Raw genomic sequence first — 17,833 nt, forward strand, 5'->3', positions numbered from 1 at the left:
ATGGTTATTTTATCCAATTAAAAAAGCCACCCTTGTAAAAAGGCGACTTAAAACGTATTAACCTAGAACGGAATAACCGTAAAATAGAACTAGTAATAAAGTAATCCAGAAAAACACCCAATTAAGAAGGCGGCTCTCACCACGTTTTCGTTGTACGAGGATGATTTCCATTAATCCAATAAGGACAAACCCTAAAGTACCTTTAATAATAAGTGGCCCTTGATTAACAATTCCAGGATCGGTTAAATAGCCAGCAAGCATATGGCCACCTGTTGCCAGGATTGCTAAATACAAAACGCGCAGAATCATATGCAAAATTTTAGATTTTTTTCCGGCATTTTTTTTGTATAGCATATACGTTACAAAAAACAAAATTAACGCCAGAAACCAAGATGTTACGTGAGCATGAATCATAAATATATCCTCCTATGTATAATTCTCCATATTACTATACCATGAACTGCTATAAACTAGGCAATCAAATGAGTTCCCTCTGTAAAGTAAGCACTTTCATTGATATAATAGCAATGTGAGAAATCTTGCAGAATAGAGGTGTTTCCTTTGAAACAGACAGAAACGAAAAATACGGAAACTGTAATTTCAAAAACGGAACAATTTGGTGCACAAAACTATCATCCGCTTCCTATCGTTATCTCGGTTGCTGAAGGTGTATGGGTCACAGATCCAGAAGGTAACCGCTACATGGACATGCTAAGTGCATACTCTGCGGTAAACCAAGGACACCGCCATCCTAAAATCATTCAAGCACTAAAAGACCAAGCAGACAAAGTAACACTAACATCACGTGCCTTCCACAACGATCAGCTTTGTGACTTTTATGAAAAAGTATCCAGTCTAACAAAAAAAGATATGGTATTACCGATGAACACTGGTGCTGAAGCTGTGGAAACTGCTATTAAAGCTGTTCGTCGCTGGGCATATGATGTAAAAGGTGTTGCGGATAATCAAGCAGAGATCATCGTTTGTGAAGGAAACTTCCATGGTCGTACGATGACTGCCGTATCGATGTCATCTGATCCGGATTACCAACGCGGGTTCGGTCCGATGCTTCCTGGAATTAAAGTGATTCCTTACGGCGACTTAGACGCGCTGAAGGCTGCGATCACACCTAATACAGCTGCTTTTATTTTAGAGCCGATTCAAGGTGAAGCAGGAATCGTTATCCCACGTGAAGGTTTCTTGAAGGAAGCTCTTGACGTTTGTAAGTCTGAAAATGTACTTTTTGTAGCTGATGAAATTCAATCTGGACTTGGTCGTTCTGGCAAAATGTTCGCTTGTGATTGGGAAGAGATCGAGCCAGACATGTACATCTTAGGAAAAGCACTTGGCGGCGGCGTAATGCCGATTTCTTGTGTAGCAGCAAACCGCGAAGTACTTGGCGTATTCAATCCTGGATCACACGGATCAACTTTCGGTGGAAACCCTCTTTCTTGTGCGGTATCTGTCGCGTCTGTAGACGTGCTTGTAGAAGAAAACTTAGTTGAACGTTCACTCAAACTAGGTGAGTATTTCTTAGGCGAGTTAAAGAAGATTGATAATCCAGTTATCAAAGAAGTTCGCGGTAAAGGTCTGTTTATCGGTGTTGAATTGAACGAACCAGCTCGTCCTTATTGTGAGCGTTTAAAAGAGCAAGGTTTGTTATGTAAAGAAACACACGAAAACGTTATTCGTTTCGCACCACCATTGATCATTTCTGATGAAGATCTAGATTGGGCGATCGAACGAATTAAAAACGTACTTTCTGTTTAATTTTATTGAGAGCTGACTCTTTTTGGAGTCAGCTTTTTTTGGGGGCTTCAATTGAGCTCAATTTCTTATACGCACTAGGGTATTTAATGCGCAGTTAGATAGATGAATCCACAATTTTTATGGATCAATCCAAAAGTTTTAGCTGTTTATCCAGAAGTTTTAACTCTCAATCCAAAAGTTTTTACTGTTCATCCACGAGTCTACAAAAATCGACATCTACGCTGGTACTTATACCCCTCTACATACAAAAAGAAGCAGCCACAGCTGCTTCTTCCCTTTATAGTGCCTTCACCATACCGCCATCGATCAGCAGTGACTGGCCTGTAATATATGTGTTTGCATCAGAGCAAAGGAATACGACCATCTTAGCAAATTCTGCAGGTTTACCGTATCTACCTAGCGGAATTCCACTTTCCATCGTGTTTCTAATCTCATCTGCGGAGACTCCTTTTTTATTAGCGACCATTTGATCTAATTCACCTACTCGATCTGTTCCGATGCGCCCCGGTCCGATCGTATTAATGAGAATACCATCTTTCCCTAGCTCTTGTGAAAGACTCTTTGATAATCCATTAATGGCTGTTCGGAAAGTGTTTGATAAGATGAGTCCGTCAATCGGCTGTTTAAAGGAAGAGGAAGCAATATTCACGATCCGTCCTCCCCCGTTCTTAATCATGTTAGGAGTAACTGCGCGAACGGTTCGTACAAGACTGAGTAACGTTAACTCGAACGCTCCCTGCCAGTGCTCATCTTCAAAATCATTAAATGTACCCGCAGGAGGACCACCTGCATTGTTCACGAGCACGTCTACACTGCCAAACTTCTCTACCGCTGCCGCAACAAGCTCATCGATCTCGTTACGCTGTGTGATATCACATTTTTTAAAATGAACATCCACACCTGTTTCACGCTTTATCTCTTCTGCCGTCAAAGAGAGCTGCTCTTCATCTCGACTTGTTAGCATCACGTTCGCACCTTCTCGTGCAAATTCCAGTGCGCAAGCTTTTCCAAGTCCTTTACTTGAAGCAAGAACGAGTACATTTTTCCCTTTTAACCCTAAATCCATATCGTAATCACCCCGTATCTTAGAAAAATTTTATAATACGAAACTTACGTATTTCGTTTCCAGATAAGCTTCCATACCTTCTACGCCGCCTTCACGACCAAGACCGCTCTCTTTCATGCCGCCGAAAGGTGCTTGTGCGGCAGAAGGAACACCATCATTCCAGCCAATGATTCCGTAATCTAAGCCTTCAACAACTTGATTTCCTTTGGACATGCTCTCTGTATAAACATAGGCCGCTAAACCAAATGGACTTGTGTTTGCAAGGCGGATCCCTTCTTCAACACTGCTGATCTTATGAATTGGTATGACTGGACCAAACGTTTCTTCATTCATGATTAGCATATCTTGTGAAACATTCTTTAGGACCGTCGGCTCGTAATAATATCCTCCGTCTTCATCTCTCCCTTTTCCACCTGTTACACACTGTGCACCGTTCGAAACAGCATTTTCAACATGCTCTGAGATTTTTTCATATCCGTCTTTGTTAATGATTGGACCGATATCTGTACCTTCTTCCAAACCGTTTCCTACTTTTAGTTTTTTAGCTTCAGCAGCCACTCGTTCTACAAACTCTTCATAAACACTGTCTTGAACATATACTCGGTTTATACAAATACACGTTTGACCTGCGTTACGAAACTTAGAAGCTACAATTCCAGCAACTGCTTTGTTTAAGTCTGCATCCTCTAGAACAACTGCTGGAGCATGCCCGCCTAGTTCCATAGAAACGTTCTTCACAGTCGCAGCACTTTGTTCAATCAATTTTTTTCCGATCTCTGTAGAGCCTGTAAAAGTCACTTTTCTAACTTTCTCAGAATCCATAATGGCTTTTCCGATTACAGAAGAAGATCCTGTTACAAGATTGATAACGCCTTTGGGGAATCCTGCTTGATCGGCTAATTCTACTAATTTAATCGCTGTAAGTGGCGTTTCTTTGGGTGGTTTTACGATAAACGTACAGCCTGCTGCGAGTGCTGGACCGAGCTTTCTTGTGATCATGGCAGCCGGAAAGTTCCATGGCGTGATGGCTGCAACTACCCCAACGGGCTGGCGTAAAACTTGCATTCTTTTATTTTCTGCACTTGAAGGGATCGTACGGCCGTAGATACGCTTTCCTTCTTCTGCATACCATTTGATAAAAGAAGCAGCATACATCACTTCACCTACAGATTCTTTTAATGGTTTTCCCATCTCAAGAGTCATTAGTTCTGCTAACTCTTCTTTTTGTTCGATCATTAAGTCATGCAGTTTCATAAGGTAGTCAGCTCGCTCATAAGCGGTTAATTTTGACCAGCTCGGAAATGCTTCGTGCGCAGCATCTATCGCAGCATCAGTTTCTTCTTTTCCACAAGAAGGTACCGTTCCTACCACTTCACCATTAGCAGGATTGAACACCTCTATTTTTTCAAGAGAATTTCCTGTCCATGAACCGTTAATATAAAGCAGCTTTTCCATGTGAATTCCTCCTCTATGTAACTAGTTAATTCGACTTCATTCTACTATTTCATTACGAAGTGTTCCGATTCCTTCAATTGTAATCTCGATTGAATCTTCAGGCTTTAAAAAAACGGGAGGCTTCATTCCTTTACCCACTCCAGCAGGTGTACCTGTTGCGATAATATCTCCGGCTTCAAGCGTCATCCCTTTTGAGAGCTCGGTTATTATCGTCGGTATGTCAAAAATAAAAGCTGATGTGTTTCCGTTCTGCCTTACTTCTCCGTTCACTTTTGTCACGATTGAAAGGTTATCTGGATTTGGTACCTCAGAGTGATGAACGATCCATGGACCCATCGGGCAAGTACCATTAAGGCTTTTTCCGAGCAAAAATTGCTTATGCTTCTGCTGAAGGTCACGAGCTGTAATATCGTTGATGATGGTATACCCGAAAACGTGATTCATCGCTTCTTCTTTTTTAATACTCGTACCTGTTTTACCAATAATTATAGCTAGTTCTCCTTCATAATCTAGTTGATTGGTTATGGATGAATGACTCGGAATACCTTCGTTATGGCCGATCACAGAAGTTGGAGCTTTTGAAAATACCATGATATCTTCCGGAATGTCTGCTTCGCTTCCCATTTCTATCGCATGATCGCGGTAATTTTTTCCGATACAGAAAACATTTTTACTCGGGCGTGGGATAGGTGCTTTTAATCGGACCTCATTTAACTCATATGTATAGTTTTGTGCAGAATCAGAATGAATCAAAGTTTCGACTTGCCCAAAAAATGATTCTCCAAGTGAAATAGCTTCAATTAATGTTGAAGGAAACTTCACATCCCTGCTCTCAGCAATTGCTGTTAAATTGAAAACCTTTTCTTCTTTTACGATGCCTACAAACGTCTTATCATTCCTAACAGCTGTAACCCAATTCACAATTCCAATACCTCCTTTTTAACAAACTCTTACAAAGTAATTATTTATACTATATCGGTTCTGACTTTGTACCGTAAAGAAATTTGCTGTGTGAAAAACGCAATACTCATTTTTGAATCCTTTTAAAATATGGTAAAATAGTTTGTCATCAAAAAAACCCAACAGATGGGTAACAGTAATGAGGTTATCTAATTATGAAAACTGTACTAAGTACGTTAAATGCTAAATATATACACACGTGTCTTGCGCTGCGCTATTTGAAAGCATATAGCGAACCTGAATTTCCTGTAACGATCCGAGAGTTCACGATCAAAGATCCTTCGCTTAACATCGTGACCGATCTTTATAGCCAAGAACCAGATGTCCTTGGATTCAGCTGCTACATCTGGAACATTGAAGAGACGATAAAAGTGATCCAGATGTTTAAAAAGATCAAACCAGAAACAAAGATCGTCTTAGGTGGTCCTGAAGTATCTTATGACGTAGCTCATTGGCTAGAACAGATTCCAGAAGTAGATTTTATCGTTGTGAACGAAGGAGAGGAAACGTTTAAACATTTGCTAACTCAGATTCAGAAAGATGGTAGCTTCGAATCTGTAGCTGGACTGGCATATCGAAAAGATGGAAAGCCTAAAATTAACGGCCCTCGAGAAAAACTGGACTTAAAGACCGTACCATCTCCTTTCCGTTTCGAAGAAGATATTCAGGAATTATCAAAACGTATCACGTATTTTGAAACTAGCCGCGGATGCCCTTATTCGTGTGCGTTCTGCTTATCTTCTATTGAAGTTGGCGTTCGATATTTTGATCCGCAGCTCGTTAAAGATGATTTGATTTTTTTGATGGATAACGGTGCTAAGATTATTAAGTTCGTAGACAGAACGTTTAATATTCGCAGAGATTATGCACTGGATATGTTCTCGTTCTTGATCGAAAATAGAAGACCAGGGGTTGTTTTTCAGTTTGAGATAACAGCAGATATTATGAGACCTGAAGTCATCGATTACTTGAATGAACATGCACCAAAAGGCTTGTTCCGTTTTGAAATAGGTGTTCAGTCCACAAATGACGCAGTTAACGAGTTAGTACAACGCCGACAAAATTTTGAAAAACTGACTCGTACCGTAACAACTGTCCGTGATGGTGGGAAGATTGTTCAGCATCTAGATTTAATCGCTGGATTACCTGAGGAAGATTACAACTCGTTCCGAAAGACTTTTAATGATGTATTCGCATTTGGCATCGAAGAGGTTCAGTTAGGTTTCTTAAAGATGCTAAGAGGAACAGGGCTAAGATTAACAGCCGAAAAACATGATTATGTGTATATGGACCACTCTCCATATGAGATCTTAGGAAATAACGTTTTAACGTTTGATGAAATCATACGTATTAAACAAGTTGAAGACGTATTAGAAAAATATTGGAACGATCATCGAATGGATCATACGGTTAAGTATTTGATACACCATGTATTCCAATCACCTTTTGATTTCTTTCAAGAATTCGGTACGTATTGGGAAACACGTGGATGGTCCAGAATTGGTCATCAGTTAGAAGACTTATATACGCGTTTAATCGCATTCTTAACACAGGCTGCACCACACTCCCTTCCTGTTGCAGAAAGCCTGATGAAACTTGATTATTTAGAAAGACAACAGTTCAAACCACGTAAGCCATGGTGGGAGAACACACAGAACAAAGAAGAAACATCTAGAGTACTTTCACTGCTCGCGCAACATCCAGAAATGATCGAAGGGTTTCCTGCTCTCTCTGAAAAGGATATGCACAAGCACGCTTTTGTTACAGAAACAGCTATCGATCCATTGTCAGATCAGCTAGAGCCACAAGGGGAGAAAAATTTCTTACTTATTGCGTTGTTTGATCCTAAACAACAATCAACAAAAGTGTTCACAACATCTAAAAAGTTATTGTTAACAAAAAATTCGTAAATTGTGAAAGCGGGGATCTCCGTTCCAGGGTACATGCTTTCCGCGGGGCGGGCGGTGAGCCCCCTGCCGCTACACGCCTTTAGAGGTCTCACCTGTCCCACTTGTCCCGCAGGAGTCAGTACCCTTCCACTCCAATCCCTAAAAGTTAGCACGAAAAAGATTAAAGACACTAACTAAAAAAAGCTAAGTAAAAAAACAAGGGTTTCGCAAGTAATATACTTGCGAAACCCTTGTTCTTCTTAAAAAACGTAACACTAGTGTAATCCCACTTGTTTTTTATTGGTAAAAATTTAAGATCTAAATAGCAATTACTTCTTTAAGACCGGCTGTCCTGAAACAAACACTGGTGAAGGATTCAGTACGACAACCTGACCCTTTTTAAGTCCTTTTGTTATCTGCACGTGACCCTTTTGCTCAAGACCCTCTGATACCTTCAGCTTATACAATTTGTTTTTCACAATCGTTAACACATACGTTTTCCCATCATCTTTTAAAATTGCTTGCTTAGGTACACTAATCGCTTTTTCTGCAAGCGTTTCTGTTACGATGATTTGAGCGGTTTGTCCTTCAACCCAAGCCGCTTCATCCTCTACTAGAACGGTTAACTTAAATTTACTCTGATCAGCTGGCAATACGGTTTGAACAGTACCATTCAACATCTCTTCACTTTTTGATATGATTTGAACCGTGTCACCGGTCTTCACTAAAGCAGCCATTTTTTGATCAATGTCAGCAATTAATTCAAAGTTTCCTTGGCCGACTATGGTTAGAAGTGGTTTATCATCGCCAACACCATTTGATTCAGAAACTACGCCGTCAGCTGGACTTTTCACACTAAGATCTTCAAGCTGTTTTTCAAGATCAGAAATTTCGTCTGATAAAACAGAGCTCTCGTTTTCAGCTAGATCATTTTGTAACTCAGCTTCGGCTAATTTTTCTTGAAGAAGTACTTTAGCATCTTTGCTATCTTTTTCGTCATCAAAGTTTGAAAGTTCACTTTTCCATTCACTTATTTGACCAGAATAATGGCTACTTCGAACATCCGCTGCTTCTTTATCTCTTTTCAGGCTGCGAAGTTCTTTTTCAATCTCTACATTTTCATATGTAATTAAAGTTTGACCTGATGTAACGGTCTCCCCCTTTGAAACCATCACTTCTTTTATCGAACCAAGAGATGTATTTTCATATATTTCAAAGGTGTTCTTTGATTGAGCAACACCAGTTGTTTCGTGTTTTTTCGTAAAATCTTTCTGGGTAGATAGACCAGTTTCAACTCTAGGCGCTTCGACTGCGGCAGATTCCTTTTTATCAAAAATTACGATGTTCATTACGACCAGGAGAACAACCATAATAGATGCAGCAACCCATTTAAGTTTATTCATAAGCTTGTCTCCTCCTTAAACCAGCTGTCCACTAGCTAATGCAGCGTATAGTGAAGATAATAAAATGAAAACGACAAAAAATCCTATCGTAATCGCGAGGCAGTAATTCTTTTCTTTAAACGATAATTGACGAAGTGCAAAATACATAACAATAGAACCCCAGATTGTAAAAACATTGATGGAGTTTAAGAATTCTTGCCAAAAACCATGCTTAAAGAATAGTACACCAGCAAAACCGAATCCTAACGGTTGAACAACTTCTTCAGCACCTGTTACAAACTGAATCGGCAGTTCGAATAGCAGCCCGAGAATGAATAGAAGATATACTGTCGTCATTACATAAAAAAGTGCTTTATATCCGATGTCCCTGAAGAAAACATATAAAAATAGTGCTCCTGCATTTATCACTAAGAATGGTATGATCATTCCCCAAGCACCGCCAACTAAAGCGATAAGGTAGCGCAAGAGCTCATGTTCTGCTCCACTTAGTTTCGCTGCTTCAACAAAAGAAATAGCTTTGAACGACGGAAACGCTGCAAAAAAAGACAGTGCATGCAGCAAACCGCTAGCAACTAATATGGCAAAAAAACGGATCCAAAAACCCTCTTTATCTTTCCATTCATTATAAAACGCAAAATATGTATTCGGCTTAGTTAAAGCAGGAATAAATTGTGCTCTTCCTGTCATGGTGCCGCCCCCTTCTCTCTTTATCTCTGTCTATGTTATCACAATTTTTTACTCATAATGACAATTTCTGACTCATTTTTGAAAAATAGTACCTTATCCGCATAAATACGTTAGGGAAGCAAAAACTAAACCAAATTATTGCGAATCGGGATGATGTTCATCATGACTTTCTTCAAGAAACCAAAAAAATTGCTAGAACAAAAAAACACTGTAAATGAAGATAATATTAAAGGGTCTGGTCCATCCTCTCAATCCAACATTGATACAAACTCTCCTTCAGAGCAGGATGACACCATTAACCAAAATCAATCAATCGATGATCTATTAAAAAGCATTGAAAAAAGCTTTTCTTCCTCAGAAGACCTGATGACTCATTGGATTGAGATGCCTGCTGACAAAAGCAAAGTGGCATTAATTTTCTTAGATTCAATTATTGATAAACAGAAACTCCAGGATTTGATATTGAATCCTCTATTCGAACTTGACAAAGGTATTGATCTCCACACATTCGAACAAGTCATCAATATCGATTTTAGAAAACAAACTGACTTTTCGAAGATTCAAGAGTTACTCTTACAATCTTACACGTTGATATTTACAAAAGATACAAACTGCTTTTTTTCTGTTTTCACTCCTGTTAAAACAGAACGTGATATTGCAGAACCGGATAACGAGGCTGTTATTCGTGGTTCTCATGAAGGATTTATAGAGAGTATGTCAACCAACATAGCTCTCATTCGAAAGCGACTCAAAAGCCCGAAGCTCGTAGTAAAATATCTAAAAGTTGGAAAAGAAACGCACACGAATATCGCGATGCTGTATATGTCAGATATCGCTAATCCTGAAGTACTACATGAGATTGAAGGAAGGATAACTTCTATAGAAGCAGATGCTGTTATGACTCCTGGTAATATTGAAGAAAGTATAGAAGATAAAACATTCAGTTTGTTTCCGCAAACGTTGAGTACAGAACGACCTGACCGTGTAGCTGCAAATCTTATGGAAGGAAGAGTTGCACTATTATACGATAGCTCACCGACCGTAAACCTTGCACCTGTGAATTTCTTTGTTTTCTATCAAACACCGGATGATTATAACAAACGCTGGATGTTAGGAAGCTTTTATAGAATGATCCGTTTATTCAGCTTTTACATTGCGATCGGTCTTCCAGCGTTTTATATTGCGATCGTTTCTTTTCATTACGAGGTCATCCCATCAGCACTCATACTTTTGATGAAGAGCTCACTTGAAAATATCCCGTACCCTCCACTTTTTGAAGCTTTAGTAATGGAGCTCACCATTGAATTAATCCGTGAAGCAGCTATTCGGTTGCCGACAAGGATTGGTTCCACGATTGCTATTGTTGGAGGCTTAGTTATTGGCGATGCAGTTGTTAAAGCAGGACTCATATCAAACCTAATGATCATTGTTGTTGCGACAACTGCGATTGCTGCGTATACAGTACCTTCAAACGAGATGAGTTTAGCTGTTCGCTTATTGCGTTTTCCATTTATGGTAGCTGCCGCAACGTTTGGTTTCTTAGGCATCGTATTCGGATTGATCTTAATGTTCTTTCATCTTTGCCGTTTATATTCATTCGGTACACCATACTTTGCACCCCTTGCACCTTTTAAAATAGGAGATTTAAAAGATACAATCATTCGATTGCCATTTTTCAAGATGAACTCTCGTCCTAGTGATATCAACCCAATAAAAAAAGATGAAGATAATCATACGAGAAAGTGGGAGAAGTCATGAATAGCAGCCATACGATTACTCATAGACAGCTATTCTTTGTTATTGTTCAATCACAAATCGGAGTTGGAGTACTGTCACTTCCTTATACTTTATTCGCCAAAGCGAAAACAGACGGCTGGATCTCTTTACTGTTAGCTGGACTCTTTATTCAGGTCTCTATACTTGCGATTTGGAAACTATGCGAGTTGTATCCTAAGCAGACGATTTTTGATTTTATGCCTAAGATTGTTGGAACAAAGTTAGGAGTCGTTCTAAATGCTTTATTCGTTGTTCATTTGTTCTCTGTTTGTGTTGTTATTCTAATCCTATACAACAGCATCGTTTCAAAATGGATATTCTTTCAGACTCCACGGTTAGTTGTCATATTAATTCTGGCTCTCACCTGCGTCTATTGTATTACATGTACAGCAAGAGAGATTGCCAGGTTTTTGATGTTAGTCTCGCCTTTGCTACTCGTGCTATTTTTCTTTGTGGCATATGCATATTCCGATGTTCACCTTCTTTACGCTTTTCCAGTAGGCGCAGCGGGAATTAAAACAATATTATCTGGCTCTACTGATGCTTTAATCTCTTTACTCGGTTTTGACACAGCACTTGTGTTTATTGCTTATACGCAAGGAAAATCTAATAGTAAGTTGAAAGCAATATCTTATGCTTCATTATGTGTTACCCTTTTCTACTGTTTTGTCACATTTACAACTTATATTTTTTTCAACCCTGTTGAAATTGAGATTGTTCCAGAGCCTGTTCTTTATATGCTGAAAGCTTTTTCATTCAAAATTCTAGAGAGAACAGACTTAATCTTTCTATCGATATGGATTGTATTTGTTACAACTTCCCTCATTAGTTACTTTTTTTTTACAGCGAAAGGTGTGCAAAAACTGCTTAAACTGAATCATCATAAATCTGCTGCACCCTATGTGGGAATTATTTGTGCTTTAATCGCTTCGATCCCAGGTAGTAAACTAGATGTTCAACTGTGGTCAAAGTTAATTGGTATGTCAGCATTATGCTGTTCTGCGCTCTTTCCCATCTTCTTATTGCTGATTGCAATAATTAGAAAAAGAAAAGAAAAAGGGGCGGTTTCGACATGAGAAGAGTTAAGTTAATTTCTCTTTTTTCTAGTCTTTTACTATTAACTGGATGCTGGGATCAAACTCAGCTGAACGAGACCAAATTGGTCAGAGCAGCAGGATTTGATTATTTAAAGAACGGTAAGATAAGAAATACCGCTTCTATACCACAATCCGTGAATATGGATGCAGGAACAGGACAAGTAAATAATCAAATTTTTTATGCTGTTGGCAATACCACTCGACAAAGTAGAATTAAGCTAGATCAAAAAGTTTCCGAAAAAGTTGATGCTTCTAAAAATTTAATCGTAATCTTAGGAGAAAAAGCTGCAAGAAAAGATATTTATCACATTTTAGATGTCTTCTATCGAGATCCTAAATCCGCTCTTAATGCCCGCATTGCCGTAGCTAAAGGCAGTGCCTCGGATGTACTAAGTGGAAGGTTTGAGGAGACAGAAACTTCAATTGGCATTGGGACATACTTGAACGAATCCATTCGATCAGCAGAAGATGCATCAATTGTTCCAGTTGAAAATATACAAACCATATGTCCTGTTATGTTTGATCCTGGTCAAGATTTTGGAATTCCTTATCTTGTTCCCGAGAAAAATGCAGTATCCGTTAATGGAGTTGCTGTTTTTCATGGTTATAGGATGGTAGGAACGATACATGGTGCACAAGGGGTACTATACACGTTGCTCACCGGAAAACAAAAAAACCGCTCCATGTCTATAACAAAGAAAATATCTAACAAACACAAAGATAAAATTTTAAATTACGTTTCAATAAGAGTAAAAAAAAATAAAAGAACGTTTAACGTAAATGTTTCTCCAGATGATAAAATATCCGCTCACATTAAACTTACTATGAACGTCGTTATTACTGAGTACCCACGGGACAATCTCACTTCCAAAAAGAAGATCAAGAAAATCGAACAAGCCCTTTCAAAGTCATTAACAAAAGATGCAAATAATGTCCTGAAAAAGCTTCAAGGTATGAACAGCGATGCTTTTGGCGTAGGCAGAAAACTAATTGCGTTTCATAACCCAACATGGAAAAAATTAGATTGGAACAAAGAGTACCCAAACATCGATTATACCGCTTCAATTAAGGTTAAAGTTATTGGCCATGGAATTATCGAATAAAAACAAAGGATGCAAGGCATAGTTGCCCTGCATCCTATTTATAACAGATCTAATTTCACAGAAGTTCCCCTGCCTGAGTGCTCAGCAGGTTCTACGATCAATCTTTTTGTTAATCTTGCTTTTAACTCAGGTACATGAGATATAACTCCGATCGAAAAGTTTTCCATCCTGACTTTTTCTAACGCAGTTACAACTGTATCCAATAGCTCTTGATCAAGGGTACCAAATCCTTCATCTAGAAAGAAGAACTGAAGAGGGAACTTTCCTCTTAGTTGGATTTGCGCAGAAAGTGAAAGCGCGAGTGCAAGTGATGTTAAAAATGTTTCACCACCAGATAACGAGGTAACAGGGCGTTTAATTCCTCCGTTAGCATCATCCCGAATAACAAAACCACCACCTGAATCTACTTCGATCGCATAACGTCCACGAGTAAGTTTCGCCAGCCTGCCAGACGCATCTCGTGTTACAAGATGCAACTGCTCTTCAGCCATAAATTCAACAAAAGCATTTCCACGGAAAACACCTTGAAGTTTACCTAATTGCTCTAACAAGTTTGAGACCTTTTTCTTTTCCTTTTCCAATTCATTGTAACGTTTATGATTTTTCTCGATCATCATGTATCTTTGTCGCGATTCACCAACAGCCTCATGCGTTTCATTCATCTCATACTTAAAACTCTGAAGCTTTTGTTTTGCTGACTCAACTTGTTGATAAGAGAGGATTTCAGCAGGTAGTTTTTCCCTTATTACTTCTAATGCCAACATATTTGATTTACATTGATCATTGTACTCGGTCAGCTGCTTTTCCCATTCCACCTGAACCTGATCAACTTTTAAACAGTTCTCAAAGTCTTCATACGATTGGAAATCTGACTTACCTAATTGAATGTTCCATTCTTGTTCAGCTTTCTCTACTCTTCTTAATGTATCATTCATACGTTGAACAACCGAATGATACATTTTGTCACTTTCTACATACTGCTGCTTTCCTATTTCATAATCACGCTCTGAATTGATGAATGCAGTCTTTAGGTTCTGTAGCTTCGATTCTATTTCTTCAAGAACTTTCTTTACTTTCTCATTCCCCACTCTGATATATAACTTTTCTTTCAGAGTTTGAATTTCTTTTTGAAGCATTTCTAGTTGGTTGGAAGAGACTGACAAACTCATCTTCAACTCTGATACTTGCTCTTTGGCTGCTTCCATTTTCTTCGTTTGCGTCTCTAGAAATTCCTCTGCAATACTTAAGCTTTTTACAATTTCAGCTTGACGATTATCTTTTTGTTGAAAAAGTTTTAGCTTTTCTTTTAGCTCGTCTGGTGAAAAAGGTATTTCGGCTTGCTTCCATTCCGATTGTATAGTATCTATTTTCTTCAAGATCAAAGCGAGTTGCTTCTTTAATTTGTTAGTTGCTTCTTCACAGTTTTCAACAGAAATTGAAATCCGTTCATATTGTTTTTGATCGTGTTCTAATTTGGACAATATCTTCTGTATGCGTTCTTCAATTAGGAGCTTATCTTGCTGAAAACCCTTCACTCTCGTTATATGGTCCTTGAACTGTTCCAACGATAACGGACTAATCTTTTCTTTCTCCACCATTATCGTACTTTGATCTGATGCTGCAATTTCAGCTTCTGCAAGATTTAGTTTTTTCCATAGCATCTGAGAATCCTTTTCAAGCCCCTCACTATAATGTTTCAGCGCATGATAGTGTTCCTTCAAACTTTCAATAGCTTCTTCTAATGCTTGAATACGCTCGTTGTCATTTTCAACGGTTGTCAGCATTTGGTTCGGTGAAGGATGAATGGTTGAACCACAAACCGAGCAGGGTTCGTTCTCTTTTAATTCTGCAGAAAGTTGTGCAGCTAAATGGTTGATCCTCATTCTTTCATGTTCACTTTTCAATTCACCAAGTTCTCCCACGAGAGCTTTTGAAAACTTTTGGTTAGAACGGAGTGCGTCAGATACCTCTTCATATAATTGTTGAATATGTTTAAGCAGATTCTTTCCTGCATCGTAACTTTCAGCTATTGTTGAACTGATTTGCTTTTTTTCTTTTTCTGCAGAAGTCCTATCAGCTTCTGAAACAGAGATTTCTTTTTCCACCTTTTTCTCTTCATCACGAACATCTTCTAACCGTTGATTTAGTAGTATGGCTTGTTGAAATATAGAACGATCTTTTTGTGTTATTTCTATTTGAGAAAATTCTTCCTTTAATGTAGATTGTTTATCTTTTCCACGTTTTAAAACTTGGGATGCTTCATACTCTGCTTTTTCGCTTGCTTCGAGCATATTTACTAATTGTTTATGCTTCTCCATTTCATTTTGTATAATCTGATCCTTTTCAAGAAGATCACTTTCCCAATCGAACGCTTCTTTTAAGCCACTTCTTTTTTCGATTAGAACAGGCTCTTCTGAATTCATTTTCTTCTTAGCGATTTCGTAGTTCTCTTCTAGCTCATCAAGTATCTTTTTAAGCTTTTCAGTTTGCAGCTTTAGTTTTTCTTGCTCTTCACTAATTTTTTTCTTTTGTGCGAGTGATTGCTTCCATTCGTTTGCATAAGGATAAATTTTGTCTGCAAAAATAGCTTTCTTTAATTCACTTTTAACACGTTCCATAGGAATACCCTGTTTCTGCAGTTCGTTCCTCTCTTCGATCAGCTTTTCATTTTGAACTTGAGCATCCCAATACAGCTCAAGGTTTTTTAGCTTCTCTTCTTCTTCTTTATATTGTTTTGATACATGTTCTAATTTTTTTTCATAATCTTTCAGATGAAAGGTTGCTTGTTGCAAAGTTTCTAAAGAAGCGTCTCCTAGACCCGTTTGCTCAGCAGTAATCTCATTCAATCGATTTTTTTGTTGATCAGATCGCTTCTTTAACTTTTGGTTCAGTTTATCTCCGTACTTTTCAAGCTGAAACAATCGTTGTAGCATCTGTCTTCGATCTGCCCCTTTTAACGATAAAAATTCGGCAAACTTACCTTGAGGCAGCACAACTGCACGCGTAAAATCATCAATTGTTAGACCAATCAGCTCTTGCACAAGACGAGTAACATCCCGCTCTTTGTCGGCATGTACGATAGATTCACTATCAACAACCTCGATTAATCTGCAAGTACTTGTTCGAATGGAATGTTCTCCACTTCTTTTAAACGTACGTTCCACGCTATATTCTTTTTGCTTGGCACCTTCACCTATTTGAAAGGTAAAGTAAACAGATAGTTTATCTTCAGCCTGATTCATAATTCCGTGTGTTCCACCAGCTGCTCGCTCTACCTTTCCATATAGAGCAAGTGTCACCGCGTCAAGAATTGTGGATTTCCCGCTGCCGGTCGGACCAAAGATACCGAAGACTCCTCCTGAACATAGCTCATGAAAAGGAACGGATTGTGCTTCTCGAAAACTTTGCAAGCCTGAAACGGTTAATGATATAGGTCTCATTCGCGTTCCTCTCCTTCTTTTTCCTCTTCGCTAACAAGATCAAGAAATAAGGAGATTAACTCATTGTCAGGAATCGCTCCACCTGTCTGTCGTTCATAAAACGTTGTAAATAGTTCATCAACAGGCAGCTTTTGGGCAGATACCGAGATCTGTTCTCCGGACTTTTCTTGAAACACAGGTTTGATATGAACAATGCCTTCATGTGCTTTTCTGAGGCGCTGAATCTCTTCCATAGACAGTGCATCTTCTACATGTATGGATAGATCAATCCAGCAATTATGATACATTCCATCTTGAATTCCTTGAAATACCTCTCTGACACCATTTCTAGCTTCCCATGCTACAAGTGGTTTTCCTGAGCGTAAATGAATCTCTTCAACCTCTGCTATTCCGTCTGGTTGTACGTCAATAATGGACACTGATTTTGCTTGACCACTTTCAGAGAAACTGTAAGATAACGGAGACCCTGAATACCTAGCATCTGTTTTTGCTCGCTTAATTCTCTGCGGGCGGTGAAGATGGCCTAACGCAACATATTGAGCTGATTCCGGAAGGCTTTCAGCAGCTACAGTATACGCACCACCAATATGTACAGGGCGCTCAGACTCTGTCTCCTTGCTTCCTGCAACATAAAGATGGCTCATGGCAACATGAACGTTTCCTGGTGTAAAGTGAGAGGTAATCTGTTTAAAATACGAGTCTACCCAATCATCGTATTGAGTTCTTACATCTAATTCTTCAGCAGATTCACTCAAAAGCACTTTAAGCCTTGATTCAGATGGATAAGGTAATGCCGCGATTTCTAGTAATTCTCCTGTTCTCTTTATTGGGATACGCTGAAGGTCTAATGTGGGTAGACCTACTAGCGTTATGCCCAGTTCTCGTAATAGCGGGAATGATGCCGCCAGTCTCTCTGGATGATCATGGTTTCCCGCTATCGCGATAAACGGACATTCTCCTTTTCTATTGATCCGTGACAGTGCATCATAAAACATTTGCTCTGCCGCAGCTGGAGGATTTACCGTATCAAAAACATCTCCCGCCATTAATACCGCATCTATCTTTTCACGCTGTACGATCTCTACTAGTTCGTCTAAAAAATCTTGTTGTTCCTGAAATCTGCTTCGTCCTTCTAATGAGCGCCCAAGATGCCAGTCAGCAGTATGAAGTAATCGCATCGTATCCCC

13 protein-coding genes are annotated in these 17,833 nt (G+C 39.0%); 5 read left to right on the plus strand and 8 right to left on the minus strand.

Going from position 1 to position 17,833, the window contains the following annotated elements; genetic code table 11:
* Positions 1-57 precede the first annotated feature (57 nt).
* Positions 58-414 (minus strand): DUF1516 family protein, encoded by a 357-nt coding sequence (locus P4V41_RS05490; RefSeq protein ID WP_328083781.1) that lies wholly within the window; start codon positions 412-414, stop codon positions 58-60.
* 147 nt (positions 415-561) lie between these two features.
* Here P4V41_RS05490 and P4V41_RS05495 point away from each other — a divergent pair, with 147 nt between their 5' ends.
* Positions 562-1,770: an ornithine--oxo-acid transaminase gene (locus tag P4V41_RS05495; RefSeq protein ID WP_328083782.1), complete on the plus strand. Its 1,209-nt coding sequence runs from the start codon at positions 562-564 to the stop codon at positions 1,768-1,770.
* A gap of 277 nt (positions 1,771-2,047) precedes the next feature.
* On the opposite strand, the gene P4V41_RS05500 is transcribed toward P4V41_RS05495, so the two are convergent.
* From P4V41_RS05500 to P4V41_RS05510, 3 genes are read right to left on the minus strand one after another with little or no spacing between them, the layout of a single operon-like run.
* Positions 2,048-2,836, minus strand: coding sequence for an SDR family oxidoreductase (locus tag P4V41_RS05500; protein WP_328083784.1), 789 nt, complete (start codon positions 2,834-2,836; stop codon positions 2,048-2,050).
* Between the two features lie 30 nt (positions 2,837-2,866).
* Positions 2,867-4,291, minus strand: a complete 1,425-nt coding sequence (locus P4V41_RS05505; RefSeq protein WP_328083785.1) for an NAD-dependent succinate-semialdehyde dehydrogenase — start codon at positions 4,289-4,291, stop codon at positions 2,867-2,869.
* Positions 4,292-4,327: 36 nt separating this feature from the next.
* On the minus strand, positions 4,328-5,212 hold the full coding sequence (locus P4V41_RS05510; protein ID WP_328083788.1) for a fumarylacetoacetate hydrolase family protein: 885 nt from the start codon (positions 5,210-5,212) through the stop codon (positions 4,328-4,330).
* 194 nt (positions 5,213-5,406) lie between these two features.
* Between P4V41_RS05510 and P4V41_RS05515 the strand changes: the two genes are divergently transcribed.
* Positions 5,407-7,161: a B12-binding domain-containing radical SAM protein gene (locus tag P4V41_RS05515; protein ID WP_328083789.1), complete on the plus strand. Its 1,755-nt coding sequence runs from the start codon at positions 5,407-5,409 to the stop codon at positions 7,159-7,161.
* Positions 7,162-7,469: 308 nt separating this feature from the next.
* Here the strand turns inward: P4V41_RS05515 and P4V41_RS05520 are convergent, their stop codons facing one another.
* Both P4V41_RS05520 and P4V41_RS05525 read right to left on the minus strand, forming a co-directional pair.
* Positions 7,470-8,543 carry an efflux RND transporter periplasmic adaptor subunit gene (locus P4V41_RS05520; protein ID WP_328083790.1) on the minus strand — a complete coding sequence of 358 codons (1,074 nt, stop codon included), beginning with the start codon at positions 8,541-8,543 and terminating at the stop codon, positions 7,470-7,472.
* A gap of 15 nt (positions 8,544-8,558) precedes the next feature.
* Positions 8,559-9,230, minus strand: coding sequence for a hypothetical protein (locus P4V41_RS05525; RefSeq protein ID WP_328083791.1), 672 nt, complete (start codon positions 9,228-9,230; stop codon positions 8,559-8,561).
* Between the two features lie 162 nt (positions 9,231-9,392).
* Between P4V41_RS05525 and P4V41_RS05530 the strand changes: the two genes are divergently transcribed.
* The 3 genes from P4V41_RS05530 to P4V41_RS05540 are packed head-to-tail and all read left to right on the plus strand — an operon-like array spanning position 9,393 to position 13,206.
* Entirely contained in the window at positions 9,393-10,988 is a 1,596-nt protein-coding gene (locus P4V41_RS05530; RefSeq protein ID WP_328083792.1) for a spore germination protein, read from the plus strand.
* On the plus strand, positions 10,985-12,082 hold the full coding sequence (locus P4V41_RS05535) for a GerAB/ArcD/ProY family transporter (RefSeq protein ID WP_328083793.1): 1,098 nt from the start codon (positions 10,985-10,987) through the stop codon (positions 12,080-12,082). The genes P4V41_RS05530 and P4V41_RS05535 overlap by 4 nt, the downstream gene beginning before the upstream one ends.
* Positions 12,079-13,206 (plus strand): Ger(x)C family spore germination protein, encoded by a 1,128-nt coding sequence (locus P4V41_RS05540; RefSeq protein WP_328083794.1) that lies wholly within the window; start codon positions 12,079-12,081, stop codon positions 13,204-13,206. Before P4V41_RS05535 ends, P4V41_RS05540 begins: the two co-directional genes overlap by 4 nt.
* Before the next feature lie 38 nt (positions 13,207-13,244).
* On the opposite strand, the gene P4V41_RS05545 is transcribed toward P4V41_RS05540, so the two are convergent.
* Complete coding sequence (locus P4V41_RS05545) at positions 13,245-16,646, minus strand: AAA family ATPase (protein WP_328083795.1); 3,402 nt, start codon at positions 16,644-16,646, stop codon at positions 13,245-13,247.
* On the minus strand, positions 16,643-17,824 hold the full coding sequence (locus P4V41_RS05550; protein WP_328083796.1) for a metallophosphoesterase family protein: 1,182 nt from the start codon (positions 17,822-17,824) through the stop codon (positions 16,643-16,645). Before P4V41_RS05550 ends, P4V41_RS05545 begins: the two co-directional genes overlap by 4 nt.
* Positions 17,825-17,833: the final 9 nt, after the last annotated feature.

It is taken from the genome of Fictibacillus nanhaiensis, assembly GCF_036213205.1.
Taxonomy (GTDB): domain Bacteria; phylum Bacillota; class Bacilli; order Bacillales; family Fictibacillaceae; genus Fictibacillus; species Fictibacillus nanhaiensis_E.